This window comes from Trueperella sp. LYQ143, from assembly GCF_046599595.1.
Taxonomy (GTDB): Bacteria; Actinomycetota; Actinomycetes; order Actinomycetales; family Actinomycetaceae; genus Trueperella.
The window spans coordinates 1-26,134 of record NZ_JBKIWR010000002.1 but is presented as its reverse complement, the minus strand read 5'-3'; the positions used below and the strand labels follow the sequence as shown (position 1 = coordinate 26,134).

At 53.8% G+C, this 26,134-nt stretch carries 15 protein-coding genes and 1 pseudogene; 4 read left to right on the top strand and 12 right to left on the bottom strand.

Annotated features, from left to right (window positions below; translation table 11 throughout):
- Positions 1 to 129: 129 nt before the first annotated feature.
- From ACLHIL_RS01100 to ACLHIL_RS01080, 5 genes are all read right to left on the bottom strand, one after another.
- Positions 130 to 1,083: an aldo/keto reductase gene (locus ACLHIL_RS01100; RefSeq protein ID WP_411296021.1), complete on the bottom strand. Its 954-nt coding sequence runs from the start codon at positions 1,081 to 1,083 to the stop codon at positions 130 to 132.
- A 99-nt stretch (positions 1,084 to 1,182) separates the two neighbouring features.
- Complete coding sequence (locus ACLHIL_RS01095) at positions 1,183 to 1,341, bottom strand: hypothetical protein (protein WP_411296020.1); 159 nt, start codon at positions 1,339 to 1,341, stop codon at positions 1,183 to 1,185.
- A gap of 370 nt (positions 1,342 to 1,711) precedes the next feature.
- Positions 1,712 to 7,333, bottom strand: a complete 5,622-nt coding sequence (locus tag ACLHIL_RS01090) for an Ig-like domain-containing protein (protein ID WP_411296019.1) — start codon at positions 7,331 to 7,333, stop codon at positions 1,712 to 1,714.
- A 762-nt stretch (positions 7,334 to 8,095) separates the two neighbouring features.
- Complete coding sequence (locus tag ACLHIL_RS01085) at positions 8,096 to 9,223, bottom strand: hypothetical protein (protein ID WP_411296018.1); 1,128 nt, start codon at positions 9,221 to 9,223, stop codon at positions 8,096 to 8,098.
- Between the two features lie 17 nt (positions 9,224 to 9,240).
- Positions 9,241 to 10,269, bottom strand: coding sequence for a LacI family DNA-binding transcriptional regulator (locus ACLHIL_RS01080; protein WP_411296017.1), 1,029 nt, complete (start codon positions 10,267 to 10,269; stop codon positions 9,241 to 9,243).
- Between the two features lie 167 nt (positions 10,270 to 10,436).
- Here ACLHIL_RS01080 and dcuC (ACLHIL_RS01075) point away from each other — a divergent pair, with 167 nt between their 5' ends.
- The 4 genes from dcuC (ACLHIL_RS01075) to ACLHIL_RS01060 all read left to right on the top strand — a co-directional run bounded on the left by dcuC (ACLHIL_RS01075) (position 10,437) and on the right by ACLHIL_RS01060 (position 16,398).
- A complete protein-coding gene (gene dcuC, locus ACLHIL_RS01075) occupies positions 10,437 to 11,831 on the top strand; it encodes a C4-dicarboxylate transporter DcuC (RefSeq protein WP_411296016.1) in 1,395 nt (464 codons plus the stop codon).
- Between the two features lie 642 nt (positions 11,832 to 12,473).
- The gene (gene dcuC, locus ACLHIL_RS01070; RefSeq protein WP_411296015.1) at positions 12,474 to 13,868 is read left to right on the top strand and encodes a C4-dicarboxylate transporter DcuC; all 1,395 of its coding nucleotides are present in this window, start codon (positions 12,474 to 12,476) and stop codon (positions 13,866 to 13,868) included.
- A gap of 35 nt (positions 13,869 to 13,903) precedes the next feature.
- Positions 13,904 to 14,854 carry a nucleoside hydrolase gene (locus ACLHIL_RS01065; protein ID WP_411296014.1) on the top strand — a complete coding sequence of 317 codons (951 nt, stop codon included), beginning with the start codon at positions 13,904 to 13,906 and terminating at the stop codon, positions 14,852 to 14,854.
- A gap of 47 nt (positions 14,855 to 14,901) precedes the next feature.
- The gene (locus ACLHIL_RS01060; protein WP_411296013.1) at positions 14,902 to 16,398 is read left to right on the top strand and encodes a ribokinase; all 1,497 of its coding nucleotides are present in this window, start codon (positions 14,902 to 14,904) and stop codon (positions 16,396 to 16,398) included.
- Positions 16,399 to 16,742: 344 nt separating this feature from the next.
- Here ACLHIL_RS01060 and ACLHIL_RS01055 read toward each other — a convergent pair whose 3' ends face one another.
- The 7 genes and pseudogenes from ACLHIL_RS01055 to ACLHIL_RS01025 form a co-directional block, all read right to left on the bottom strand.
- Positions 16,743 to 18,344: an acyltransferase family protein gene (locus tag ACLHIL_RS01055; protein ID WP_411296012.1), complete on the bottom strand. Its 1,602-nt coding sequence runs from the start codon at positions 18,342 to 18,344 to the stop codon at positions 16,743 to 16,745.
- Positions 18,345 to 19,394 (bottom strand): NAD-dependent epimerase/dehydratase family protein, encoded by a 1,050-nt coding sequence (locus ACLHIL_RS01050; RefSeq protein WP_411296011.1) that lies wholly within the window; start codon positions 19,392 to 19,394, stop codon positions 18,345 to 18,347.
- A 130-nt stretch (positions 19,395 to 19,524) separates the two neighbouring features.
- The gene (locus ACLHIL_RS01045) at positions 19,525 to 21,414 is read right to left on the bottom strand and encodes a rhamnan synthesis F family protein (RefSeq protein ID WP_411296010.1); all 1,890 of its coding nucleotides are present in this window, start codon (positions 21,412 to 21,414) and stop codon (positions 19,525 to 19,527) included.
- Between the two features lie 2 nt (positions 21,415 to 21,416).
- Complete coding sequence (locus ACLHIL_RS01040; protein ID WP_411296009.1) at positions 21,417 to 22,529, bottom strand: hypothetical protein; 1,113 nt, start codon at positions 22,527 to 22,529, stop codon at positions 21,417 to 21,419.
- Positions 22,530 to 23,810 carry an ABC transporter ATP-binding protein gene (locus ACLHIL_RS01035; RefSeq protein ID WP_411296008.1) on the bottom strand — a complete coding sequence of 427 codons (1,281 nt, stop codon included), beginning with the start codon at positions 23,808 to 23,810 and terminating at the stop codon, positions 22,530 to 22,532.
- On the bottom strand, positions 23,807 to 24,628 hold the full coding sequence (locus ACLHIL_RS01030) for an ABC transporter permease (protein WP_411296007.1): 822 nt from the start codon (positions 24,626 to 24,628) through the stop codon (positions 23,807 to 23,809). Before ACLHIL_RS01030 ends, ACLHIL_RS01035 begins: the two co-directional genes overlap by 4 nt.
- 288 nt (positions 24,629 to 24,916) lie before the next feature.
- Positions 24,917 to 26,134 (bottom strand): annotated as a pseudogene (locus ACLHIL_RS01025) (hypothetical protein); the annotation flags it as partial.

The window sequence follows — 26,134 nt, the reverse complement described above, 5'->3', positions numbered from 1 at the left end:
CTCACGTTCAGTTAGTTAAGGGCCATCTCTCGCCCACGGGTGTGCCATAGTGGCACTCGATACCGTTCAATAATAGAACATTGCGCGGGTAATGCCCGCATTCGTTGCCATGAAAGCAACCACATAGGCTTAAAACAACGCCACTTTCTGGGCTGGCGGGAAGATCTCATCCAAAGAAGCCAGCTCGGCTTCACTCAAAACTAGATCCACCGCCCGCGCGTTCGCAATGAGCTGTTCTGGGCGAGTTGCCCCAGCGATGACTGAGCACACCGGCTGGCGATGAGTCAGCCACGCGATGGCCACCTGGGCCTGATCGTATTGCCGCTGCGCACACCAGTGCTGATAGCGACGCAATTGCTCCATATCAGCCGCTGCCAGTTTCGGATTACCTGGCTGCAGCCGCCCATTCGGATCAGATTGATCGGTGTATTTCCCAGTTAGCAACCCCGCCGCAAGCGGAAAATACGGTACGACCCCAATCCCATAATGTGCGGCAGCCGGCAAAATTTCCTGCTCGGCACGTCGGTCTATGAGGTTGTAGTGATTCTGGGTTGCCACCAGCGTTCCCGCAGCGGCATACTGGGCAATCGTCGCCGTCTGCCATCCAGCCAGATTGGAGATCCCCCAATACCGGATCTTTCCTTGCTGCACAGCAGTATTGAGCGCTTCTGCCGTCTCTTCTAACGGGGTTTGCGGATCTGGGGTGTGATAGTAATACAGGTCGATATAATCCGTACCGAGGCGCCGCAAAGATTCCTCTAAAGCCTCGATCATATACCGGCGCGATCCGCGAGCTTGATACTCTGCTTCGCCAGCACGTGCAATACCGAACTTGCTGGCAATAACCGCCTCAGATCGACGCGATCCCAGGGCGCGCCCCAAAATTTCTTCTGATAGCCCTGGTTCTTTGCCATATACGTTTGCTGAGTCAAAATAGGTGATACCCAGATCTAAGGCGGTGTTGATAACCGCTTGCGCACCAGCAAAATCCTCACTGGCTGTTCCGCGACGACCAAGATTGTTCGCCCCATACCCCAGAACTGATACCACTAGGCCCGAGCGCCCCATCCGGCGATATTCCATCTCGCTCTCGTCTCCTTTGCTACCTCGTTTTCCACGTGCGATACGACCACCGTAATGCGCTACGACGCCATACAACACAAACCGACCCGCATAATGACGTTACCGCGTATGGATACTGTTATATGGCACATCGTAATGTGTTACGGCGTATCCAGATTCGATTTTTCGCTGATACTTATTGGCGCGATACACAGCAGTGCTCGCAGTTTCCACCCTAATGCGGTAATGCCCGAGGGCGGGCTGCGACATCTTGTTCATATTGTCGCCATTGTGCGACGCCGATTGTTTTCATTGTGCAGTACTGACGTTCTACCTCGCTGTGCGTTATCGCGCCGAGGCTGAAGACCTTGCCTACCGAGGCTAAAGACCTTGCCCGTCGCTGCTCTACCGCTGCCGCTCTAGCACTCCTCGCCGTCACCATCGCATGGCGCTAGCGCGCTAACGAGCGCACTGCCCAGTGCCTACTGCCTCGCCTAGCTAGCACCTCGCATTGCAATACGTGCCATCCTTGCCTTCCGAACTCTTCTTCTCTTGCTGCCCATAATCGCGAGGATAGGCGCGATTGCCGTCGTATAAAATGGCGCTGCGGCGGGGACCTCACTTCCCCGCCGCAGCGCACATCATGACGTTAGTTCACGCGTCGACGTTGTACTAACATCCAACCGCTGCCGAGCAAAAGGAGCGAGAGGAGAGACACTCCAACTACCGACACGCCGGTATGTACTAGCGCTCCACCAGGAGCTGAGCTATTAGTGGGCATCAGTTGAGTTATCGCGTCCAGTAGCGCCTGGAGCGCTGCATCAACCTGCGCTTGCGTGGCTTGTTCATCCGCCATGACTCCCTGGGCTGCTAGCACTGCGTCATGGAGTGCCTGCCAGGAAGCCACCGTGTAATTCGATTGCGTCAAGCCCACCGCGCGATCCAGCGCCGATTTCAACTCCGCCTTGTCCACGCTGGGCGTCGGCGCACGGCCAACGAGCTGAGCGCGGGCTGCGTCGATTGCTGCACGCGATCGATCAATCTCATCTTGCGTGGCCTGCGGATTATCGACGACGGTCTGTCCCTGCTGTACAGCAGCCGCGAGCTGCGCCCAGGATTCCGGGGTGTATTGGCCAGAATCTAAGGCATGTGCTGCGTTAATAGCTGCAATAAGCGCGCTCTTATCTGCGAGAAGAACCAGCGTTTTCTGTGCCTCAGCGATAGAAGCTGCTGCCGCATCAACGCTCTTTTGGTCCGCCGCCGGATCGTCATACACTGCCTGCGCGCGTGCTACCACATCGGCAAAAGCCGCCCATGATTCTGGTGTGTAGCGTTCCTGCTGCAAGGCTGCTGCCCCAGCGAGAGCCGCATGCAGCCCACTCTTATCCACTGCCGGCTGCTCTGCCAAAGCATGAACTTGCCACTCGGCAACAGCCGTTCCAAAGGTTGCAGAATCCGATAGATGTGGATGCAGAACCAGTCGCAACCGGCTTGTCTCAACTGGGGTAAAGGTCGCTACCGACCATCCGCCTGCTTCGGTGGCATGGCGTGACGGATCATTGCGTACCGTGGTGTATTTCGCGTCCTTAACCGGCTTGAAGGTGCCATCGGCAGAATCGTAGTACTGAATCTCCCAGCTATCCGGGATCTCCAGCCCGCCGCGCTTTTCGTCACGTTCGGTCATATTCGCCCAGAACATAACCCGCGAGGTGTCAATTAGCGCGCTGCTCGGCCACCGATATTCGGCATACATACCGTCTACCGCTTGCCCCCACGTGCCCCAGACTTTCGCATTGACGTCCTGATCGTCCTGCGTCGGCCAGGTGTCATCAACTACGATACCGTCGTTGAGTTTGCCGGCTGCTGGCGACCACGATGCCGCCACGGAGGTCGTTACCGAGCTTGCCTTAGGCTCGATCCACCCTTCGAGTTTCTCTGGCGGAGTAACATTTCGCCCTGGAATGACGTGTACCGTCAAAGTAGCCGGAGCGCTCGTCCCTTCTACCACGCCTGAGACGGTGTAATCACCGACGGCATTGAGATTCACGGCTGCAAGCTGCTCGCTATTCCAGGTAACTTTCAGCCCAGATTGCGTGCCACCGTTCATGTAACGCCCAGTGACCGTTGGCGGCGGAGTTAGTTGCGCACTGCCCTGAACAACGCTTTGCTCAACTGGCAGGATAGAATTCACCCCATTGTTAAACGCAGAATTCGCGTCAGATTTAACTGAGATATGTGCGCTGGCAGTCCGTGAGGATCCAACGACCGTTCCAGTGAGGGTGAACTCACCATCGGATGCTAGCTGATCGGCAGTAACTTCCGGCCAGATCACAGCCAAATTGGCTCGCGTCCCATCAGGATAGGACACTGACACGGTTTGAGGCAGTTTCAGCGCATCTGGTTGTGATCCAGTTGGGACCATCCGAGCAACCTCTTCCACTCCATTAGGATCGACGGCATAGGCCTCAAATTCACTGATACCTACGGCCTGATCGGGCTTGGGCGTGAACAGTACTCGCAGTTGATCACTCCATACGGTCTGGAACGGGACTGTCAAGGCTTCACCCTTGGACACGTCATACGAAGCGCCCTCTTTCAGGGTGACGTCGGTCCACTTTCCGCTTGCTTTATCAAAATATTGAATCTTCCAAGCAGCAGGCATTGGCACGCCACCACCGTCACTCCATAGGTAGAGCGCTGCCTTTGCGAGGGGCACCGGAGCTGCCCATGTGTATTGCACCCACGGTTCTTTATCGCCTTGACCCCAGTTATTCCAGCTCATATTCGGCTTTGATCCAGCCGGATCCACCTTGAGATCGTTGACAACCTTGACGTTATCTTTTGGCAGATATGTGTTAATACTGGAGGCTTTCGGCGTGCCTTGTGGTGCAATATTCACCGTACCATCGGAGGGGATGCCGTGAAGTTTGAGCGTCGTTTCCGCACTCTTTTCTCCATCGGTTGCACTGAGTTTGAGCTCATATTCGCCCTCGACAGGGAATGTTGCGGTGGTGCTTGCCGCATGCGGGTCAGCAAAGCTTACCTTTGCACCTGCCGGCCCAGAGACCATCTCCCAGGTGGCCGCTATCGTCCCCGCTGGCAATCCGTCGTCCTTCACCTGACCGATAAGCTGTGCCCCCGCAGAGGTGTTCGCAGCCACGTATGCACTTACCGATGGAGCCTGGTTCGTGCTCGGCCCAGCGGCAATACCCGTATGGAAGGCTTCAATTTCCTTAACGCCGGTCTTAAATCCAGCCGCATGCGTCAGATTCACACGCAACTTTTGGGTGGTGATGGCTGGGAATTGAATGTGATTGTAATTCGGTTGCGGATAGATCGGGGTGCGAGCCTGATCGGGAATCGTCTTCCATGCTCCGCTGGCGTCCTGGTATTCCAGGGTATATACCGACGGTTCGGCATAGCCGGATACAGTGGCCGACGAGGAGGTCTGGTAGAAGAAGAGCCGCACATCATCAATCGTTTGGGCACTTGGGAAGGTCAGGGTCAGTGAGTCCGTCGCATTTGGCGATCCGGCACTCCCCCAGAACAGTTCATGGACAGTTCGACCATCCACCGCATATTCCGCACCATGCCCCTGCGCGGAATAGCTTGCTTCAATTGCGGCACCGCGCGCCACGTCAGTTTGGCTGGCTGCTGCTGGGTCGATATTGCGCCCAGCCCGCGCGAACATTTCCGTAATCCGCGAGGTGCTGTCATAGGTGACGCTATTGGCTGTTCCGAGCCCGGTTGTGTTTGCCGTGGTGACCTTTGCCCCGGACTGATCTGCTACCTCAACCGTTCCGCTGTTCGGGTTGTAACGAATATGGGCTAGGCGATCGACCGTTGCTGCCAGCTTTCCATCAAGATAGATGGAGTATCCAGCCGGAGCGGTGTAATGCCCGTCGTTGTTCCATACGATCGTCAGATCCTTGCCGTGGTAGGACAAGTTATTAACGGTAAAGTGCTCCCAGCCGGGGATGACGATTGGGTTCAGTTCGATGACGTCATCTTGGCGAGGAACCAGACCTGCCACGCTTTCAATCATGGTCCAGTTCGTCGTACCGAGCTGGGTATGGTGGATCCAGGATCGGTATTCGATCTTTCCGCCATCAGCGCCGGTAGCCGTATTCCAGAACTCATTTTGATCGGGATAGCGGTTATCGCCACCTTGATAGTGGGCAAAAGCGTTCCAATACAACAGCTTCTTGAACTGTTCGTTTGTAATATAGCCATTTTCTGCAGCGTGATAATGACGAATAGCTCCATCGTAGATTCGGAACAACATCGTCGAATTAATCACCGAGAAATTATTGGAGCCTTGGCCACCGCCCGCTTCAAATTCTTTCTTGTCTGCTTGGTTAGCGGTGAAGAACGGGAACACCGGGTATTGATCCGCGTCTGCAAATAGTCTCAGTGCCGAGTCATAATCAGCATTCCCCATCGGAACCATACCGACGGCATACGGGAAGTAGTTATTGATTTCCTTCCACTTCGCCCAGGTTCCATTGTGCTTACCAATGTACTTCGAGAGCAGTAACTTCTGATCGGAATTCCACAGCTCACTCATCAGATTCTGCTGGATCTTTCCGGCAATGTCGTTCATCTGTGCAGCGCCGGCAGTATTGCCGGCTGCTTCATAGGCCTGCGCTGCAGCTCGGGCATTTGCCCAGAGATTCGCGGTTTCTGGCCGATCCATTCGCTCTCCGGGGAATTGATCGAATGACACCGCATCCGCGTCATTACCCGTCATCGATGCCCAGGACCAGTCAATCAGGTAGTTCTTATTGTCGTTTTGATTATCGGCAGCGATTGGTTCGGAGTGGGAGTTAAGCAAGCCATTGACGTCGGCCGCACCATAGGTTCCCAATGCATCAGCTACCTGGGTTGGACCACCATGAACCTTATATGATTCCCAAGCAGCATCTGTGATGTATTGGGTGTACGAGTGCCGCCAATTAGCTGGATCGCCGGGATTATCAATGTATTGTTTGCCGTCTTTCGCAGCTTCACCAGCACTAATCCACGTGCCGTAGGCGTATGCCGGATCGCGCAGGTATTTCACATCGTTGAGGAACATGCCCGTGGTTAACACGATTGCATTGTTGTACCCCAAAGCTCCTTCCACTGCTGTGGGGAACTGGAAAGTATTTCCTGGCATATCTGCATCGAGGAAGTTAAAACGAGTCAGCCACCAACGATAGAAAATTGTTTTATCAATATTGTGCGTGGCATCGCCGGTTTCCACGTACGGGATATTGGCTACCCACCAGGCGTTGTATGCCTTAACGTGGTCCGTGTAAGAGGCTGCCGGATCGCGCAGATCTCCGGTTGCTCGCGCCTCATATTCTGTTTGAGATAACGGCAACTCTGGAGCAATCAATCCAAGCTGGATCTTTGTGCGCGTCACAGCGCCAGCGCCCAGGGTGTATGTGCCGACGAGCTTAGCATCCGCAGCTTTCATGTCGGTGCCTGAGAAGCGCGGATAAATTGTTGTCAGATTGTTTTGTACCCGTACGACCCCGCTCAGCTCGTTACCCTGCTCGTTCGCAGTAGTGGCGTAGGGGCTACTCGCGGTAACGGTAACCGTCGCACCACTTGGAGAGCTCATTTGCAGCTCAGCAACCAGCACGTTGTTTTCCGTCATGTACTTGACTTCACGCACGCTAATATCCGATTCAGCCGCAGTAAATACTGTGGTGAAGTAGCTCGGAGTTTGTTTGCGCTGCGTTGGGTCTTCTTTCATCGTCAAGGTTTTATCCCCGACGGATAGCTTGATATCGAAACCCGGGCGTCCATCAATGGACTCCCAGTACGCCAAATCCCCCATGAATCCGAGTTGATCTGGAATATGGGTCTTCATAAAAGCCGCTCGACCACGAGAGAAGAGGTATTCATTGTGGTCAGCGCCCTCGTACTTATACGTGCCGGTATCCGTAGCGCCAGTTCCTGTCGGATCGGCGCCGCGTCGGGCGAGCATGGCGTCAATCCAGAAATCTTTATCAATGGATGTTCCTGCACCTGCCTTGACGTCAGCGTCAAAAATCGCACCAAGGTAGGAATGGCTAGGATCGTATGCGGCTGGGGCAGCCGGAACGGGATCATTATCCCCGTGGAAAGTCGGATAACCTAGCGCAGAATTAGGATTGGCGATGGGATCCGCGTGTGCTGTCGCAGTGAGACTAAGCGGGAGCAGACATACCAAACCTGCGGCCATCATCCGCCGCATTCTTTTCTGTGCTGAGGCTGTACTCGTCCAGTGATGACTTCGCATAATGCTCCTCAGGTTGATGTACACGCCCGTAACGTCATCGTTACAGTGCGCAATACCGGATGGTACGACCGAAAACTACCTTCGTTCTTAGTCGCACTACCTGCAGATTATCCTAGCGAAAGCCCTTTCGCAATAGTTTCGAGGAATCATCTCATATTCAGGGAAATCCCGCCCCGCAACAATTGGATTTATCGAAAATACGACCTTTAATCCCCAAGGTTCTATCTTCTGCTCATTACCCACATCGGCATATCCACCACTGGCCGCCCAACTCACGACGCATCTGCCGTACCGGAAATTCTGTAGGCATATCTCAAAGAACGCCAGTTTGCTCCTTCACAGTATTTATCTCGACCATCCACATATTATTGGCAGCCTGACGGGCTTATTCCTGCCACTAGCCATACACCTTACCCGCACCTCAACGCAATATATCCACACGATCTACCATGCGCATATCCGCCTATATCCCAATACTGCAGGCGAGCACCTCATTGGATTAATGCGCTATTTTACTTTTATCTACGGCACACTAAGTCAAAAACTAAGCCACCACTAGCTCATACGTATCACGCCGCACTAGACATTAGGCATTTTGATATTTCGACGTTTCCTCACGTGCCGCGTTAACCCTCCAGCCGTGCCCGCGCGCCATATTTTCAGCCCGCGTGCTTTCCCGGAACGCTCTTGCCACATCTCAGCGTCGCCACACATGCGCGCAAGGCATTACACCCAACCTGCTGGAATCCTCACAATGCGCGCTTATAGTGTCGGAGGTTCTTTCCGGCGCACAGCACTTACTATAGCCGCAACCCAACAGCACAAACACACAAGAAGCGAGGCGACGAACACCACCGCCGCCACCGTCTCTACCGTGTGATAGGTCGAATATTCGGCATTCTCGAATATCCCCACCAGGGCGACATCCACAAGAAAAGCAGCAGCCGGAAAAAATAGCCCCAAAAAGAATAGTTTTAGACCCCTACGTGGCTTGGCATCGCGCCCAGGATGGCGAACTCGCCCACCCCAACCTCCGGAATCCCCCTCAGGACGCCACCGAGTTTTATTCGTAGGCATAAACGGGGTCTCCGCATTAAAGCTATGGCGTATTGGGATCGAACCCTCAGATATGCCAACCCCGTATGCCGGATCATGCTGGACGATGTTCCCCGTATCAGCCACTACCGAATTCGCGCTCTCGGTCGGACGCGAATAGTTCTCCAAAAATTCCCGCCGCGAGTATTCAACCGGAGTCCGTAACAAGTTTGCCAGTGCCAGCCGCGTCTGTGGATGAGATTCAAGATATACGCGATGCGCAATAAACACATAGGTCAATAAGTATTTCCGAAGCATGTGGGCTTCATCTTCCCACCGCACATCCCGAACCGAGATACCGTTAATCACAATACGCCGATACTGTAGTTCTTCCAGAATCCGTATATAAACCAAAGCCGCACCCTCGGATTGAGACGTCACCGTTTGGCTAATACCATTCGCAGATACTCTTACCCAGCCAGTTTGACCGACGTATTTAATGGCGTCCACCTGCTCGAAATAGACTTCCCGACGCCATATTCGCCCAAGAAACAGCCATATCCTCGCATCATCAACACCAGAATGTAATGAGGTCCCTATGAGAATTAGCGCTACGCACACCCCGACGAGTGGCACACCGATGGCGAGGGCCATAGCGACCCCTCCATGCTGCCGATCCTGCCAGGCCCCCATTACCACTAAAACAGAAATCAACAGCAGTAACACACCTACGAAAGCCACAGCAAGGGCCGGCTTTTTCACTACCGGATCATAGGGATTATTTTTCGATCGTTGCTTATCGTGAGCCTTGCGAACGAATCCTTGCGCGACTCCGTTAATAAGAGAACTCAGCATATACATATTTTCTCCAATCAGCGACGACCCGCTTCTCCCACAGCATGACCCGACTCGCGCAATGGTCCCGTTGATGAGCGCACATCGAAATGCGGTTCAAGATACTCATGAATATCCTCGTGGACCTCACCTGCGATCTGAGCAATAAGCCGATCTACTGCGCGCTGCCCCATCAACTCAATAGGTTGGCTGACGACAGTTAACGGCGGAAGGGTGTAGCGCGCAATCCCCGTCCCGTCATAACTGATGAGCGATATATCCTCTGGAACAGCTAATCCCACATCGCGAATGGCGCTCAACGCTCCGACCGCATGAACGTCACAAGCAGTAACAACCGCCGTCACCTCGCTCTTGAGTAGCTCCCCCATCGCCACATATCCTCCCTCACGGGTATAGGGAGCAGCACACTGAGCGCGACATTCAATTTCGGGGCGGGTAGCAGCAGCCGCCCGCCACATCTGCAGGCGCTCCATCGCGACAGGTAAACCCTCCGGACCAGAAATAATCCCGATATGGCGATGCCCTAAATCAGCTAGATGAGTAATCGCTTCTTCCGCTCCCCGCTTCCCGTCCGTTTGGATGGAGGAAATATCGGCGGCTGGCGGGAAACGATCTAAGGCCACAACCGGAGTGGCACTTTGCTGCGCGGCCAGGCACGTCTCATCCTGCGACACGATGAGGATAAGCCCATCAACTTGCCGATCGAGAAATTTATTGAGGTACGTCATCTCCCGCTGCGGATCTTCTGAGGTAGATCCGACGAGGAGCAAATAACCGCGCTCAAAGGCCCGATCCTCAATAGCGGCTGCCAACTCACTAAAAAATGGATTTGCGTGATCTGGCAGGAGCAGGCCGAGCGTGCGAGTTGGCCCCCGCCGCAGCGACTGCGCGATGGCATTAGGGCGATACCCTAATTCTTCAATAGCTGCCAGTACCCGTTGGCGAGTTTCAGCGGAAACAGGGCGCATTCCCGGATTGAGGACATAGCTCACGACGGCCGGCGATACGCCAGCTCGTCGGGCAACATCTGCACGGGTAACTGCCATGGGCTAAGTGTACATATCACAGATAGGAGATACGTATTACACCTAGATGTATGGCCATTCATTTGCCCGCATTGCCTATTTGCCCGTACTGTTAGTTAGCCATATCGGAAACCCTCAGCACTGGCGGGTTTCCCTTTCCCACGCCCCCCACTCGGAGGAACACTGTAGTGGTACTTGAATCACTTGCTGCGGTCGTTGCCATCATTATCGTCGGCATACTCATTTCAAAGAAAGTCAACGCCACTATTGCCTTATTTATCGGCGGCGTTCTTCTCCTCATGGTTGCCCCCTTATTAGGGCATACCAGCATGGGCAAATACAAGGTCGCCGACGCTGGCAATGTATTCCTCAATCAGTTCGGCTATATCACCGCAATCTTTGCCGAGACGACCTCCGGCGTCGGGCTTATCATTATGGTGCTGTTCGGATTCTCGGTATATATGACCCACATCGGGGCGAATACGAAAGTGATTCAGCTTCTTAGCCGGCCACTGCTGCGTATGAAACGCAAATACCTGCTTGTTCCGCTGATGTTTTGGGTTGGGAACATTATGTCGCTCGCTGTTCCTTCCGCTTCTTCACTTGCGGTACTACTGATGGCGACCTTCTTCCCTGCCCTCGTGGGTGCTGGGCTGACTCCGCTGACCGTCGCTGGAGTCATTGCCACCACCGCCACTATCATGCCTACACCACTTGCGGCGAATAATGTGGTTGCCGCAGATCGTCTAGGTATTCCGCTTGACGAATACGTCTTTTCCTTGCACGCTTCAGTATCAATTCCGACCTTATTTGTCATCGGAATCGTCCATTATTTCTGGCAAAAATACCTAGACGGAAAACTCGATGACGCTACGCCCGCCGCTGCATCTATCGTCACCGCCGAGGAATCCGCGGAAGCTACACATGACGATCTTCCGATGTGGTACGCGATCTTCCCGCTACTTCCTCTGCTTCTCATCTTGATTCCTTTTGCGCTGAGCTACGTCATGACAATTGGCTTCAAGATGGACATTATTCCCGTCACCCTGATTTCCATATTGCTTACCTTGCTTGCAGAAGCAATCCGCACACGGTCAATCACTGCCCCGCTATCGGATCTCACAGCATTCTTTAACGGAATGGGGCGCGGCTTCAGCGTTGTCGTCGCCCTCGCTATTGCCGCAAATGTGCTGGTAGAAGGGATCGTCCAGCTCGGCATTATCGACTCCCTTTCGCACTCCATCTCTCAGCTTGACGGAGCAGCCTGGATCCTCTTCCTCGCATTCTCTGGAATCATGATCCTCCTTACCGTTCTCACCGGCGGCATTGGCCCCTTCTATTCCCTAGTGGAGGTGGCTCCTCAGGTTGCCGCCCACGTCGGGATCAACGGCGCGCTGCTCACCTTGCCATTGCAGCTCACCGGATGCCTGGCTCGATCCTGCTCGCCGGTGGCGGCGGTCATCTTGATTGTTTGTTCTTCAGTAAAGGAATCCCCTACGCGCCTGATCGCCCGAACGATCGTTCCGATGGCTGTTGGCATTGTCGTGTCAATGGCTCTCACCTGGATTATCGTCGGACCATAAGAGCGCCACTGCTTATTTCCGGAATATATGTATGCCGCCTGGAGGGGGTTGGCCCGCATGGTAGCAACTAAACGCCGTCTCAATGCCGTGCCTAAGTGCGTACCTAAGTGCATGCCGACCAGAGCACCATAGCCACTGCATTAATGCAAACAGTATTCCCAGTACGCTGGTTTCAAACCGACGATATTCCCGTTATCTAACCTAGGCGCAGGGCATTATGTGCTGCATCTGTGGAGCATCGCGCAGCACAATCCACACCAGCAGATACCAGGCACGCCCATAGCAGGACGTAAAAGTGGCACAGGTGCGACGAAAAATCTAGCACAACTGGCTCATAAGAAGCGGGAACATGTACGGGTGCGGATACCCTAATAAGGCGACGTTGCAAGGATAATGATTTTCGCCTGCCGAATGGTCGTTCACCAGCCCGCTGCCTTGATACCCACGAAGTATCTCCCTTCTTTCTTACCTACGTTCTTCCCTCTTTCCTCACCATCAAAACAGCACAGCAACAGAGTATTCCAGATAGTCAACACGTGTTGACCACGGATTATCCCTCTTGTATGGTTGCCCCTAAGAGCAGTACCTGAACTCACTCAGCACTGCTCCACCTATATACCGACTGTTCAAAGGAGAGCAGCAGTGATAATCGAATCCCTCGTCGTGGTCCTCGCTATCGCAATCGCCGGCGTGCTCATCATGAAGAAAGTCAACGCAACTATCGCTTTGTTCATGGGCGGCTTCGTCATTTTAATGATCGCCCCACTCCTAGGGCATACCGGCACCGGAAAATACGAAGTCAAAGACGCCGGCAACGTTTTCTTAAACCAGTTCGGTTATATCACTGAGATTTTCGCAAAAACCGTATCCGGCGTCGGCCTCATTATTATGGTCCTCTTTGGATTCTCCGCATACATGACACATATCGGCGCGAACGCAAAAGTCGTTGAGTTCCTTACCCGCCCGCTGCTGCGCATGAAGATGAAATATCTTCTCGTCCCCCTCACATTCTGGGTTGGCAACCTTATGTCGTTGGCAGTGCCCTCGGCCTCATCCCTTGCCGTCCTCCTCATGGCAACGCTATTCCCGGCACTTGTTGGCGCGGGTCTGACCCCACTAACGGTGGCTGCCATCATCGCCACCACCGCCACCATCATCCCCACGCCACTAGGGGCAGATAACGTCATCGCCTCCGAACGGCTAGGCATCCCACTGGACGAATACGTCTTCTCAATGCATGCCTCCGTCTCCATCCCCACCCTTATTTTTATCGGCGTCGTCCACTACTTCTGGCAAAAATACATGGACGCCAAGATGGTCACATCGGCTACCAGCACCGGATCAAGCGTCATATTAACCGACGAGAAATCTGATGAACACGCCGGAACCCCCATGTGGTACGCCATTTTCCCCATGCTGCCACTACTGTTCATTCTGATCCCGTTCGGATTGGGATTCGTTATGAAAGTAGGGATTACCGCCAACCTGATTCCTGTCACCCTCATCTCCATCTTGCTTGCCCTGATCACAGAGATGATCCGCAAACGCTCACTGATTGATCCGTTGAACGACCTTATGGTGTTCTTCAAAGGCATGGGCACTGGCTTCGGCGTTGTCGTTGCGCTAGTTATCGCCGCAAATGTGCTGGTAGAGGGGATCGTCCAACTCGGAATCATTGACGCCCTCTCACACTCCATCTCCCAGCTTGACGGAGCAGCCTGGATTCTCTTCCTCGCATTCTCCGGCATTATGTTGCTATTGGCGCTGCTCACGGGCGGTATTGCCCCGTTCTATTCCCTGGTGGAAATCGCCCCGAAAGTGGCAAGCGGAGTGGGGATCAACGGTGCGCTACTCACCCTGCCATTGCAATTCGTGGGCAACCTGGCCCGAGCCTGCTCGCCCGTGGCAGCCGTCGTGCTTATCGTATGTTCCACAGTTAAGGAATCTCCTGCCCGCCTCATCGCCCGCACATCTGTTCCGATGATTGCTGGCATCGTCATGTCGATGATCTTGACCTGGATTATCGTCGGTCCATAACCACCGAATACTTCTAAAAAGAAAGACGAAATCTCATGCAAAAGATATGGATTGACTGCGACACCGGATTCGACGATCTGTTCGCCATTGCCGCGCTATCTGCAGCCGAAGAAATAGATATTGTTGGTATCTCAACCGTCGTCGGCAATACCAGCCTGCAGTGGACGACCTCTAACACCCTGTCAACCGTCGAGAACTTCCACATTGACGCGCCCGTCTATGCAGGTTGCGCCAAACCGATGGCACAAGAGCCATGCACTATCGAGAGCCTGCTGGGTGAGGCAGGGATGGGCACGATCAACCGTCCACTTCCGGCGCCTCGCACCCGCACTGCGCAACTAGAACACGCGGTTAACGCCTTATTGCGCACACTCAGTGAGCATGAATCTGGCGAAATCACTGTGCTTGCTACCGGCCCGATGACGAATGTAGCCGTCGCCGCCATTATGGATCCCGAGGTGTTTCAGCGTATCGGGGAGATCGTTTTTATGGGTGGATCCTATGGTTTCGGCAACCATACCTGCGCCGCCGAATTCAATACGTTTGCTGATCCCGAAGCGCTCGATACCGTCATTCGTACTGGAGTCCCGTTGCGCATGTTCGGCTTAAATGTGACGAACCAAGTGCTTATCACTCCGGAACATTCCGACCGTATCCGCAATGTGGGCAGCGAATTCGCACAATGTGTTGCGGATTGCTTGGAAAAGTATTTGCGGATTCGGGATCCCCATACGCCACAGCCAATGGCGTTACATGACCCGACGGCGGCCGGATGGCTTATTTTCCCTGAATTCTACGAGTTCAAACATGGTGTCCTCAGTGTTGAGTTAAATCGCGGGATCGGGCGCGGGGCAACGTTCTGCGAATTCCGTCCGAAGCGGATCACCACTGCCAATGCGCATGTTGCTATGCGGGCAGACGGAGAGGTTCTCGCAGATCGTCTCGTTGATTTGGTGATATGTGCCTTGACTAAGGTCAAGGATTAACCGCCGAACGGCAACGGATATAACCACGGGAGTACAGGGAACGAGCTATGAACAATACGGCATCGTCATACAGGCCGCATATTTCGGCGGATGGTCATTGCCCGGATCATTGCCTGGATCATTGCCCGCCCGATAGTGAGGTCATATCCCCGACGGTAACGCCCGCAGGAGCTGCCCCCGCATCGGCAGATCATCTAGAACCGGCTGGAACCGGAGCAGCGGATTCTTCTGCGCTCCCCTGCGCAGGGGCGGCCCTTGATACACCGCCGTGTTTTTCCACATCGAGGCGGCCCAGCACGCTAGCTGCTCCCGCCTCGATGACCTCACCTACCCCGATACCACATCGGTCAGTGGTGGTCGTCGGTTCAATTAATTGTGATATCACCTTGCAGGTGAGCGAACATCCCACTCCCGGAGAAACCGTCCTAGCGCATAACTCCCAACGGAATTCCGGTGGTAAAGGGGCTAATCAAGCGGTTGCTGCTGGCATAATGGGCACGCCCGCTATCATGATTGGCGCTATCGGAGCTGACGATAACGGGCGCTTCGTCACTGCGGAGCTGGAAAAACGCCATGTTGATTTGCAGCACGTCATAACCACCGAATCCCCCACTGGTTCTGCCTACGTCACCGTCAGCGATAGCGGCAAAAACTCTATCGTTGTGGTGCGGGGCGCTAATGCTGAGGTAATTCCCGAACGCCTGACGCAGTGCCGAAGCGTAATTGACGCTGCCGAGGTAGTGGTAACCCAGGGCGAAATCCCTGCGCAAACAATCAATTGGCTCGCTCAGGTTGTTCGTGGCAGGTTGATTGTCAATCTGGCGCCTGTGGTTCCGGTTGCACGTGAGACGATTTTGCGTGCTGATCCCCTTATCGTCAATGAATATGAGGCTCGCGATCTGTTAGCAGCCCTCAATACGGAATTGGTGAGGACGGAACACCCAGACCATTCGGGTGAACTTCCTGCTCCTATCACGAGGCTAGCTGATCCTCATGCGAGGCTAGCCGATCCCATAACGTGCCCTTCTCTGGTAACAGACGCGCAGAATCTGACGCCCAATCTAGCTAGTTCGCCAACTGAGATGTCTCCAGATATGGCAGCAGTATCCCCAGATCTTCAGGGAATCCCCGACGAGATAGCTGTCTGTGGTAGCGCTATCCCTGAGTGCGCCAGCGTCAAAAGGGCGGTAGCGAACGGCGAAGTGGTAGCTGATGAACTGGCAGATCACGAGCTAGCTCAGGCACTCTATGCAAGTGGGATTTCTTCAGTCGTTGTCACCCTTGGCAAGCAGGGTGCGAGTTATGCCGACGCGCAGGGCTCAGGATTGATTGGTTCGCCGCAGGTTCACGTTGTTGACACTACTGGAGCTGGGGATGCCTTCGTCGGAGCGCTTGCAGCCGCACTAGCTAGCGGGTATTGCCTTGCGCAGGCCACTGCTATCGGGGCAGCCAGTGGCGCCTATGCCTGCCAAGCCCTAGGCGCACAGGCCTCTTATGCGCATTCATGTGAGCAGCTCACTGCCCTGCGTAATCAGGAAAACTGATAAGGGGTACGCGTACACACCTCTACTAGGTCTAAACTGCTTGCACGCTTGAGCCAGCGAGGCGCTTAAGTGAGCAACGCGATCAAGCCAAGGAGACATTTCCGTGCCTGCTCCCTCACTTTCCAATCCTCGCAGCCTCTCGCAATCAGATCGGCGCATTCTCACAGGACGTTGCTTCTTCCTGCTCTTCTCATTGGCACACCATCTACGATGGGTGTGCTGTTTTTTATTAATAAAATGGGGTGCTGGCAAGAAAACCATGATACTTGCCAGCACCCCATTTGGCTTGGATAACGCAGCAATCACAACGCCTTAGCGTTATCCAAGCCAGAAACGATCACGCGTTATAACACGCCGTGACGTACTAATATCCCCATAACCGTCACCGCAATAACAACAACAGTCAGCAGCGCCAAGGGAAGATAACGCGCAATCACCCACAACGCGCGCCCGTTCTTGGGCGTATCAAGGTGAACTGGACGCAGGGAACCACCCGTTCGCCGCGCCTCCAGAACCGTTGCCCGAGTCTGATCCGCCGACGGATGGTACACCCGCTGATATGCCCATCGTGTTGAGGAATACCGCGGATCAATAAGCATCTGGCATACCCGCTCATACGTCGGTTTAGAACGTGCCAACAGCCATCGCATCCATTTAGGAGTCCACGATTTGAGGCTCATTGCTGGCTTCTCAATCAAATGCCACGACAGGTAGGCCAGGATATGAACCGTGACGATGACGATGAGGAGGTAGAGGAGCTGATGGCGGTGCACCCCGAAGAAGGTCAAGAACGTCATAACCGGCCAGGCGAAAATATAAACGCCATAGGAAAAATCGCCGTACTTCTCCCAGTTCGTCAACGGCAAACGCACAGCTAACCACATCAGGAAATATCCAAAGAACACGACCCCGATGATGTTCCATCCCCACGTCGCATACGTCCCTAAAGCGATAGCTCCTGAGCCGAGAGCCAGGCGATCATCAATAGGAATTCGATCTGCAAAAAGCTGAACAAACATACCGACGGCAAAGGGCGCGAAGAACATCAAGAGGAATACGTCGTTGAACAGCCCGAAGTTATTGAATGCTGCCAAGCCGTAGGTCCACTGTAAAAAGTTCAGGACGAGAATACCGAATACGATGATTCCACCAGCCGCTCGGACGGACAGCGCTCCGATGAGCCCGACGAGCGCCACCAGGATATAGCAGATGAACTCATAGCGAAGCGTCCACGCTGAGCCGTTCCAATCACGTGCGCCAAGTTCATGGTAGAGCGGCAAGGTATCGCCCATCCCAGCGATTGGCCGTTGGCGCAGGCTCAGATCCATATTGTTCAGCACATACGTCCACGGTGACTCCGGACCTCGCACCGAGAAATACGAGGAGAAAGAGTGCCCTAAACTCATCCAAGCGATCGGAGCCAGGATAAATACCGTCAGGAGCAGGGCAACGAAAAATGCGGGGAAGATACGGAGGAACCGCCGCCACATATAACGCCAGATTGTCGAGCGCCCCATCCGCGAACGGGTAATGAGGAAACCCGAGAAAAAGAAAAAGCCAGCTACTGCAACGCCACCTAAAGACTGCTGCCCATTAGAAAAATCTGCCCCCAGATCCTTTCCTCCCCACAGTCCGGCGATTGGCCCGGCATGCGAGAAAATGACCATAAACGCCATGAGCCAACGCAGAAATCCGATTGAGTTATGCGTTGGCTGGAAACACTCACTCAACATCTGCGGCCGGTTATATGGACCTTTCGGGCGCGGGGTAACCGCTGGCGTAGCCGTCGAAGCCTCCTCAGGTGTCGTGTGAATAACTGCCTCCTTTTCCGCGCTGACTAACTGATCAGAAGTAGCACAATGCTCTGATGGGTCTGCCTTTTCAGCCGGCGCATTATCGACCACAATGCGCGACGCATGCGCCGGCTGACCGCGATGCTCTCCCATCTAGATTTGCTCGTCAATCCAGGTACACAAACGCTCAACACCATCAGCGACGCTGATTTGCGGCTCCCAGTTCAGGGCCTGACGGGCTTCGGTGATGTCTGCCCAGGCGGCGCGCACATCACCATCGCGATACTGCCCCGTCACGCGCGGCTCTGGCGCACCATAACGCGCCGCAATCGCCTGGGCAATCTGCTTGATCGTCGTGCGTTCACCCAGACCAATATCGTATGGATGCTCGTTCGTCTCCGAATGGAGCGTTCCGGCAACGATTGCGGAGGCAACATCGTCAATATAAACGAAATCACGCACAATATCGCCGTCCTCGTAAACCGGAATAGATTCTCCGGCCTTAGCCAAGCGGCAGAACAGCGAAACGATACCCGTATATGGATTCGTCAACGACTGGCCAGCGCCATAGACGTTTTGCAGGCGGAAGCTAACGAACTCGACCTTCATTGAGCCACACCAGGAACGCAATAGATTCTCTTGGCAGAGCTTGGTTGAGGCATAGACGTTCGACGGATCAGGTTTAACTGCAGCAGAGTTCTGCGGCAGCGGATGCATCTGATCGAAATCCCACTGCCCCGCTTCTAACATGGCATGTGTGCGCCCGCCAGGATAGGAACGATTGCCATTAGCGTCCTCCCACAGGCCTTCGCCATATACTGCTCGCGACGAGGTCAATACGATCTTCTGCGGCAAAATATCATGGCGAACGAGTGCGTCCGTCATCATCGTCGTGCCGACCACGTTAACTAGGGCATGGCGTGAGGCCTCCCGCAAAGACTGACCAGTTCCTGTTTCTGCGGCTAAATGCACAATGACGTCGGGGCGGATCCGAGTGAGCACGGTATCCCAATCCTCTGGCTTCGTCACATCTGCGATCAGTAATTCCACCCGCTCATCCAGGGCCTCCGGGCGCTTGGCCTCGGCGTGAACCTGCGGGAGCAGGTTATCCATTGCGACAACGTCATCAAAGTGATCGGCAAGTTGCGCAGAGATGGCGCAGCCAATAAATCCGGCGCCACCAGTAATCAAACAGCTAGTCATGTCTTTTAACTCCTCATATATAAACTTGACAGTCATTCTATCGCTACAACAGATTCTTTCGGTGATCTGCTGCCAGTTCGACGAGTCTCACAGAGGGCACTCGCCTCGGCGATGGCACTCCTCCTGATTTTTACGAGTCCTTCCGGCTGCTGCCGCCACCGCGCGAACGCTGGTACCGGACGTAGTAGCTGCGCGCTCGGAATACCGAGATCCGCGCTTGTTTAACCACCGGCTTTAAGACTTTAGTCAACCGTGGGTGCTTATCTTTGAACCAGTCATAACGCAGTAAGAAGCGCTTGATCTTCAATAGATTCACTGCTTCGTTTGTGCGCGCCGGAAGATAGCTGTGTACTGCCTGAAGTTTGTATTCCAAATTCGAGTAATTTACCCCAGCATGCCACGGGTTCAACACCTGGCGCACGTGATGACCTTGCGCCAAACACACATACACGAACAAGCGCTCAATCACATGTGCCAGCGAACCATCACTGTATTCGCCCTCTCCTGGGAAATCCTCCCAGTCCAGTTTCAAATCAATCAGCGGTCGCAGTAGTTCTGGGCGGGCGATAAACATCGAGCCATAAGAGGCGATAGGCGTAGTGGCGTCAAATGGTACGCTCAAGCCCATCTTTTTCATCAATTTACGTGCCGGTTCTCGGTTTTCAAACCACGCATGCCCCATCGTCGGATACCCAATATGCGGCATAGGTGGAATGACGATCCCTAGATTGGGATGATCGACGAAGAGCTGCAATACGTTAGCTGCATGCCCGCGAGTGCCCAATAGGTTATCGAATAAATGAGCTTTGAATAGCCCACCCACGTTGGGGCCATCTTGTGGGGAGAGCTTCGAGTGAATCTTCAGCACGAGATCGAATTCTCCGCTGGTTAGAACATCTTGGCAGCCGAGTAAGAAGGCCGAAATATCCCGCCCACGATTTGATTCGATCTTACGCACATAGGCGCTGTGCCCGCGCGCGCTGAGCCGCTGTTTAATTTCTGCTACCTTTTCCTCGGTAGGCGTCGTAATAAATAGCTCCCACCCGTCAGGTAGCAGCTCTACTTGATCGAGAATCTCGTCAAGCATTTCCGGATAAAACACATGCGCCAATGCGGCAACACGCAACTGTTTGGCAGTCTCCACCGCCCCCGCAAGCGGCTCGTCTGGCAGTACCTCCGTCAGTTCCAAATTCATAACTAAATCACGTGGCTTGCAGGTGCGCGTCAGGTTCTTCCAGATAAGCTCTACGGGATAGTCAGAAGATTCCCTGATTGCTTCCATAAGTTTTCGCCCCAACAATGCGTGGCGGTCCATATACAGCGGATCGTTAAAGAAAGTCCGACGTTTGACGATCGTGCAGCCGTCGCGAACCATCTGCGGGGCATCCTCCAACACCGCGTTCTCAGAGGCATAGGCGTGGGAGGGCCACAGTACCTCATAGCGGTATCCTCGGGCTGCGAAATGCTGAGTAAATCGCGACTCATGCAATAGCACCGACTCGTCATACGAGGTAATTTCCGGCATGTCATCCCAGTACCGACGGAAAGCCTCGGAACGCAACAGTCGATTTCGTACTGCGATCCAATGCGATTGGATATGCCGCGGCAAAATTAAACGCCCAGCAATCGGGTGTGGCTTCACCTCCGAGTGATCCGTCAATCCCCAGAAATCAACATCAAGAGCTTCCGTACGGGCAAACAACTCACTAAAGGGCTGCAGCGGCCCAAAGAAGGTGTAATTCATAAAGATAAGCTCGTCGAATTCAACGACCTTATCCCAGCCTAAATGGGTAAGACCGTCAATGTATCCTCCGACGTCAAATCCTTCATTCGGGCGAACGACAACCTCATCTACAACACGTTCGAGCTTGGCTTTTTCGGTTTCCTTTAACGGGCAGTTCGACATGACCAAGATATGGTCAACGAACGGGCGTAGCTGCTCGAATTTATAGGTAACAAACTCATCAACAATCCCCTCCGGATCGAAGAACAAGTAAATTACGCCTCGCTTAGTCGCCATATTTATGCCTTCCCGATCTCGTTGTAGAGCGACACATATTCTTGGGCCGTCTTATCCCAGGAATAGTTTTTAGCTTGTGCTAGCGCGTTGGCACGACGTTCTTGCGGATCACGTGCCAGTAATTCCAATATGCCGGCTTCAATACCCACAGCAGCAGTCGGATCCACGGTGACGCTCGCCGGCCCTGAAGTGACGAAATCTTCAGCAGACGAGCTGGCCGGAATCACCACGCTGGTCCCCAGATGTAAGCATCCAATGACGTTCGAGCAACCCAAATCAAAGATATTTGTAGCAACTGCGGCATCGGCATGAGCAATCAACCGTGCCATCTCAATGGGCTCATTCTGCTCCCAGAACTGGGTACGGTTCTTAAGGTTCGGCAGTACCTGCAGGTATTCCCGATATTGCGCTGCCGCATACACCCGATCCCCGACGACAACAACATGATGCGGGATGTCTGGAGCAGCATAATTCAGCCCCTCCATTGCCATTAACAGATTCGACCATTTGCCACGGTTAGCAAAAACCACAATATATGGGGCCGCCGGTAGTTCACGCTTAGGCTGAGGCGCATGACGATTCAGCACATTCCATCGGGTAAGCCGCTGAATACCGCTTGCGCTGTGTGCAACGACAGCCGGATTCTGATGTGGAGCTAATTGCTGCTGTTGTGTTTGTTTAAGCCACCGCTGCGCAGCCGGACTCGCCCAGTTCGGTGGCCCTGGCGGAATCACGCGAATATTACGCGAACGAAAATCCATAGATTTCAGATCTGTGCGCCCATATTCCGAGGGAACAACGACAATATCTCCGCGCAGACGAGCTTCTCGCAGTTGAAAGAGCCGCTGCAAGCGAACGTCACCATTATTGAGCCGACGTGGCGCGCGATAACCTAGATCGTCAATCGTTAAGATGTGGCGTCGCACGGAGCGCACCACACTCAGCCCGACGTTATGCACGATGCTTTGCGTCTCTGCTGTGCGCGCCCACGGAGCCGCCATAACTTTTGCAGATAAATCAACCTGTGTAGCTAACTTCGTTTTCAAGGCCTCGTAATATGGCGAACGCCCTGGCATTCGCTGAGCCATTGGGTCAGAGATGAGAGTGACGCGCATTTACTTCCCCTTAGCAAAACCGTTAGGCACTAAATCTTGCGGGGAACAGCTCCCCCGCAAATCCCATTCTTCGCTGAGATGCACGGGTCCGGCGGCAAAATGCGGTAGATCCGTAGTCACCTCTAAACAGCACATATTGCGCAGAAAATCGAAGTTATGAGCGGTGCTTTGATCGAGTACCGAGCCATGCACGACGTATTTCCCCGTCCGAATCGGGAGATCGACAGCCAGCTCAATCATTCCTTTGCCATGCACAACCTGCGGCAGCTTAGGCTCAAATCGGGTATCTCCGCCCCATAATCTCAAGCCGTAATCCGTGTCGATAGCCATAGCGAACTGTGGGTGAGAAACCGGATCTTTAGCATGGAAATGCATCCGGAGCGTAATCCGTTGCCCGGCTGCTACGTCGATCTGACCGCCCTCGTCACCTACCTGACCGATACATTGGCCACTAGCATCAAGCACATCCAGCCCTGTTATCTGAATATCACCAGAACCGTGCCGTTGCACGCCGAATACGTCGCGTTCAACCTTTTCAGCCGTGCGCTCTTCATAGATGTCGAGGACTTCGTTAGCTCCCCCCAGCTCCAAGATCTTCCCGTGATCGAGTAACACCGCGCGGTCACACATCTGGCGCAACGTTGCTGCAGAATGAGCTACCACGATAACCGTCCGACCGTCCCGTTTGAACTCAGCAAATTTTGCTTGGCATTTGCGCTGGAATGCCGCATCGCCGACGGCGAGAACTTCATCAACTAGCAAGATCTCTGGATCGACGTGAACCGCAACCGAAAAGCCTAACCGGACGTACATTCCTGAGGAGTAGTTCTTCACGGGTTCGTCAATAAAATGCCCAACCCCAGCGAAATCAACGATTTCATCGAAATTTCGCGCAATCTCCGCGCGGCTCATTCCTAAGATCGAGCCATTGAGGAAGATGTTGTCACGACCGCTCAGTTCCGGATGAAAGCCTGATCCGACTTCCAGCAGGGCAGCTAGGCGCCCATGTGCCTGAATCTTTCCTTCGTCAGGTTTCAAAATCCGCGCCATGCATTTCAAAAGCGTGGATTTACCGCAACCGTTGTCACCAATAATGGCAAAGGTTTCACCTTGCTTAACGTCTAATGTGACGCCCGATAAGGCTAAAAAATCCTCGTAGCGCGCACGCTTACCGCGCATAATCGCCGATTTTAAGCTGTTATTGCGCTCGTGATAAACACGAAACTTCTTCGACACATTCTGCACAGAAATGGCAACCGAGCTGTTATCTCTGCTGGTCATAGTGCCTCCGCCAGTCGATCTTCATGACGTTTGAATACCCAATATCCCACGATCAACGTAACCAGCGAAACCCCGATAATGTAGGCAACATTCTCCCAGCCTGGCAATCTATTGTCATACATGAGATTACGGAATACTTCCCCGAATTGGTAGAGAGGATTTGCAGAATACACAACCGTCAGCCAATGCCAGTTATGGGAAGCCGCTTGGTCAAATAGCAGCCGAGCCGGATAGACGATAGGCGTGGCATAGAACCAAATCTGAAAGAGAATACCGCTGAAATGTTGAATATCGCGGAAATAGACGTTACCGATGGAGAAAAGTAGCGCGATACCAGTGGAAAAACATGCCAAAAAGAGCATCACCAGAATAACAATCGGCACAAAGAATAGGGGGTGCCCGCCAAAGATAATGATTGCTGCCAGTAGGACGATCATTTCAATCATCCACGAGTACAAAAAGCTGAGCGTCGTCGAATAGATCAACACTACTCGCGGGAAATACACCTTTTTAATGAGGTTCTCATTACCCGTCAAGGCTCCCATGCCACCATTTACAACATTTGTAAAGAAGCTCCACGGAAGTAGCCCGCACATAAGCCATAAGGCAAATAGGTCTAATCCAGATGGATTACCTGGGTCGGGTTGAACCCGCATCACAAACGCAAAGACAGCGGTATAAATAAGCATTTGCGCCAACGGGTTCGCTAATGACCATAGCTGCCCGAGTAAGGTGCGCTTATATTTGCCTTTTAACTCACGCAAGGTAAGGTTGGCTATCAGTTCGCGCGAACCGCGTAACTCCTCGATAGCACGCATCCTCGATCCTCTCTGTTTTTGAGTATCTGCCGCTAATAGCTTACGCTATTCCGCCATATAGCTGAGGATCGTACTTGAGTGATTCCAGCTATGTTGGCACTGACGATACGGCTCCTACGTGTTATATCTGTTTTTTTTGCACAGACGGGCGCCGGCGCTAAAACAACACTGGCTTTCACATACACCTCGCTTAGCAGAAATGGATGACCTATACGAAGTGGGAGATGAATTCATCTGCTGAACTCATCTCCCACTGTCGCAATGCGATTTTCGCTATTTAGCTATCGCCTACCGATTCCCGCGCTTGCGTCGGAAGATCAACGCTGCTGCTCCCAAAGCGACGGCGAAGATCGCAGCAACTGTCTCGAAGAAGACGCTCGCTCCCGTCCACGGCAAGGATCCAGGCTCGCTCGGTGATACCGGCTGATTTGGCGCAACTGGCTTGGCCGGAATATCAGGCTGAGCTGGTGGCGCCGGAGGAGTCGGCGGGGTTGGCGGAGTAGGCGTTGGCGGAAGCGGATTGACCTGAACAGTGACCGTCGAGGGGCTCGAAGTTACCGTTGCGCCATCCGGCGTCGTGCCGGTAGCGGTTGCCGTATTTTCAACCGTTCCCTTATTCGCATCCGCCTCCGTGACCTGGTAGGTCGCCGTCGCAGTCATCGTCTCACCCGGAGCAAGCTTCGTCTTTTCGTATGTGATAGCGGAAAGACCAGCCAGGCCATCAGTTACCGCAATGTCGCTCAAGGTGACGTTGCCATCATTACGGATGGTGAACGTGTAGGTAACAACGTCTCCTGCGTTGGCTGATTGCTTATCTGCCGTCTTCACCACGGAAATGCCCGGCTTCTGCTCCGAAGGAACCGTCACCGTAGACGTCTTCGTAATAGGAGTCGGCGGATTATCCCCCACCTGCGGCGGAGTCGCAGACGAGGTAGCAGTATTCTCCACCTTACCCGCATCCACATCAGCCTGAGTCACCGTATACGTCGCCGACGCCTTAGCCACCTCACCCGGAGCCAAGATGGCCTTATCCACCTTCACCTCAGACAAGCCCTTCATCGGATCCGACACCGCAACATCATGCAACGTCACATTCCCCGTATTCGTCACCGTAAAGGAATACGTAATCGTATCCCCCACCTGGAGCTGATACCCATCCGGCTTATCCGACGACTTCACAAACGTATAATCCGGCTTCTGCTCCGAAGGAACCGTCACCGTAGACGTCTTCGTAATAGGAGTCGGCGGATTATCCCCCACCTGCGGCGGAGTCGCAGACGAGGTAGCAGTATTCTCCACCTTACCCGCATCCACATCAGCCTGAGTCACCGTATACGTCGCCGACGCCTTAGCCACCTCACCCGGAGCCAAGATGGCCTTATCCACCTTCACCTCAGACAAGCCCTTCATCGGATCCGACACCGCAACATCATGCAACGTCACATTCCCCGTATTCGTCACCGTAAAGGAATACGTAATCGTATCCCCCACCTGGAGCTGATACCC

Bases quoted from the DNA above. Each gene is read 5' to 3' on its own strand.
- ACLHIL_RS01100 (WP_411296021.1), bottom strand. From the start codon at position 1,083: ATGGAATATCGCCGGATGGGGCGCTCGGGCCTAGTGGTATCAGTTCTG.
- ACLHIL_RS01050 (WP_411296011.1), bottom strand. From the start codon at position 19,394: ATGACTAGCTGTTTGATTACTGGTGGCGCCGGATTTATTGGCTGCGCC.
- ACLHIL_RS01090 (WP_411296019.1), bottom strand. From the start codon at position 7,333: ATGCGAAGTCATCACTGGACGAGTACAGCCTCAGCACAGAAAAGAATG.
- ACLHIL_RS01080 (WP_411296017.1), bottom strand. From the start codon at position 10,269: ATGGCAGTTACCCGTGCAGATGTTGCCCGACGAGCTGGCGTATCGCCG.
- ACLHIL_RS01060 (WP_411296013.1), top strand. From the start codon at position 14,902: ATGAACAATACGGCATCGTCATACAGGCCGCATATTTCGGCGGATGGT.
- ACLHIL_RS01035 (WP_411296008.1), bottom strand. From the start codon at position 23,810: ATGACCAGCAGAGATAACAGCTCGGTTGCCATTTCTGTGCAGAATGTG.
- ACLHIL_RS01095 (WP_411296020.1), bottom strand. From the start codon at position 1,341: ATGAACAAGATGTCGCAGCCCGCCCTCGGGCATTACCGCATTAGGGTG.
- ACLHIL_RS01055 (WP_411296012.1), bottom strand. From the start codon at position 18,344: ATGGGAGAGCATCGCGGTCAGCCGGCGCATGCGTCGCGCATTGTGGTC.
- ACLHIL_RS01065 (WP_411296014.1), top strand. From the start codon at position 13,904: ATGCAAAAGATATGGATTGACTGCGACACCGGATTCGACGATCTGTTC.
- ACLHIL_RS01040 (WP_411296009.1), bottom strand. From the start codon at position 22,529: ATGCGCGTCACTCTCATCTCTGACCCAATGGCTCAGCGAATGCCAGGG.
- ACLHIL_RS01045 (WP_411296010.1), bottom strand. From the start codon at position 21,414: ATGGCGACTAAGCGAGGCGTAATTTACTTGTTCTTCGATCCGGAGGGG.
- ACLHIL_RS01030 (WP_411296007.1), bottom strand. From the start codon at position 24,628: ATGCGTGCTATCGAGGAGTTACGCGGTTCGCGCGAACTGATAGCCAAC.
- ACLHIL_RS01085 (WP_411296018.1), bottom strand. From the start codon at position 9,223: ATGCTGAGTTCTCTTATTAACGGAGTCGCGCAAGGATTCGTTCGCAAG.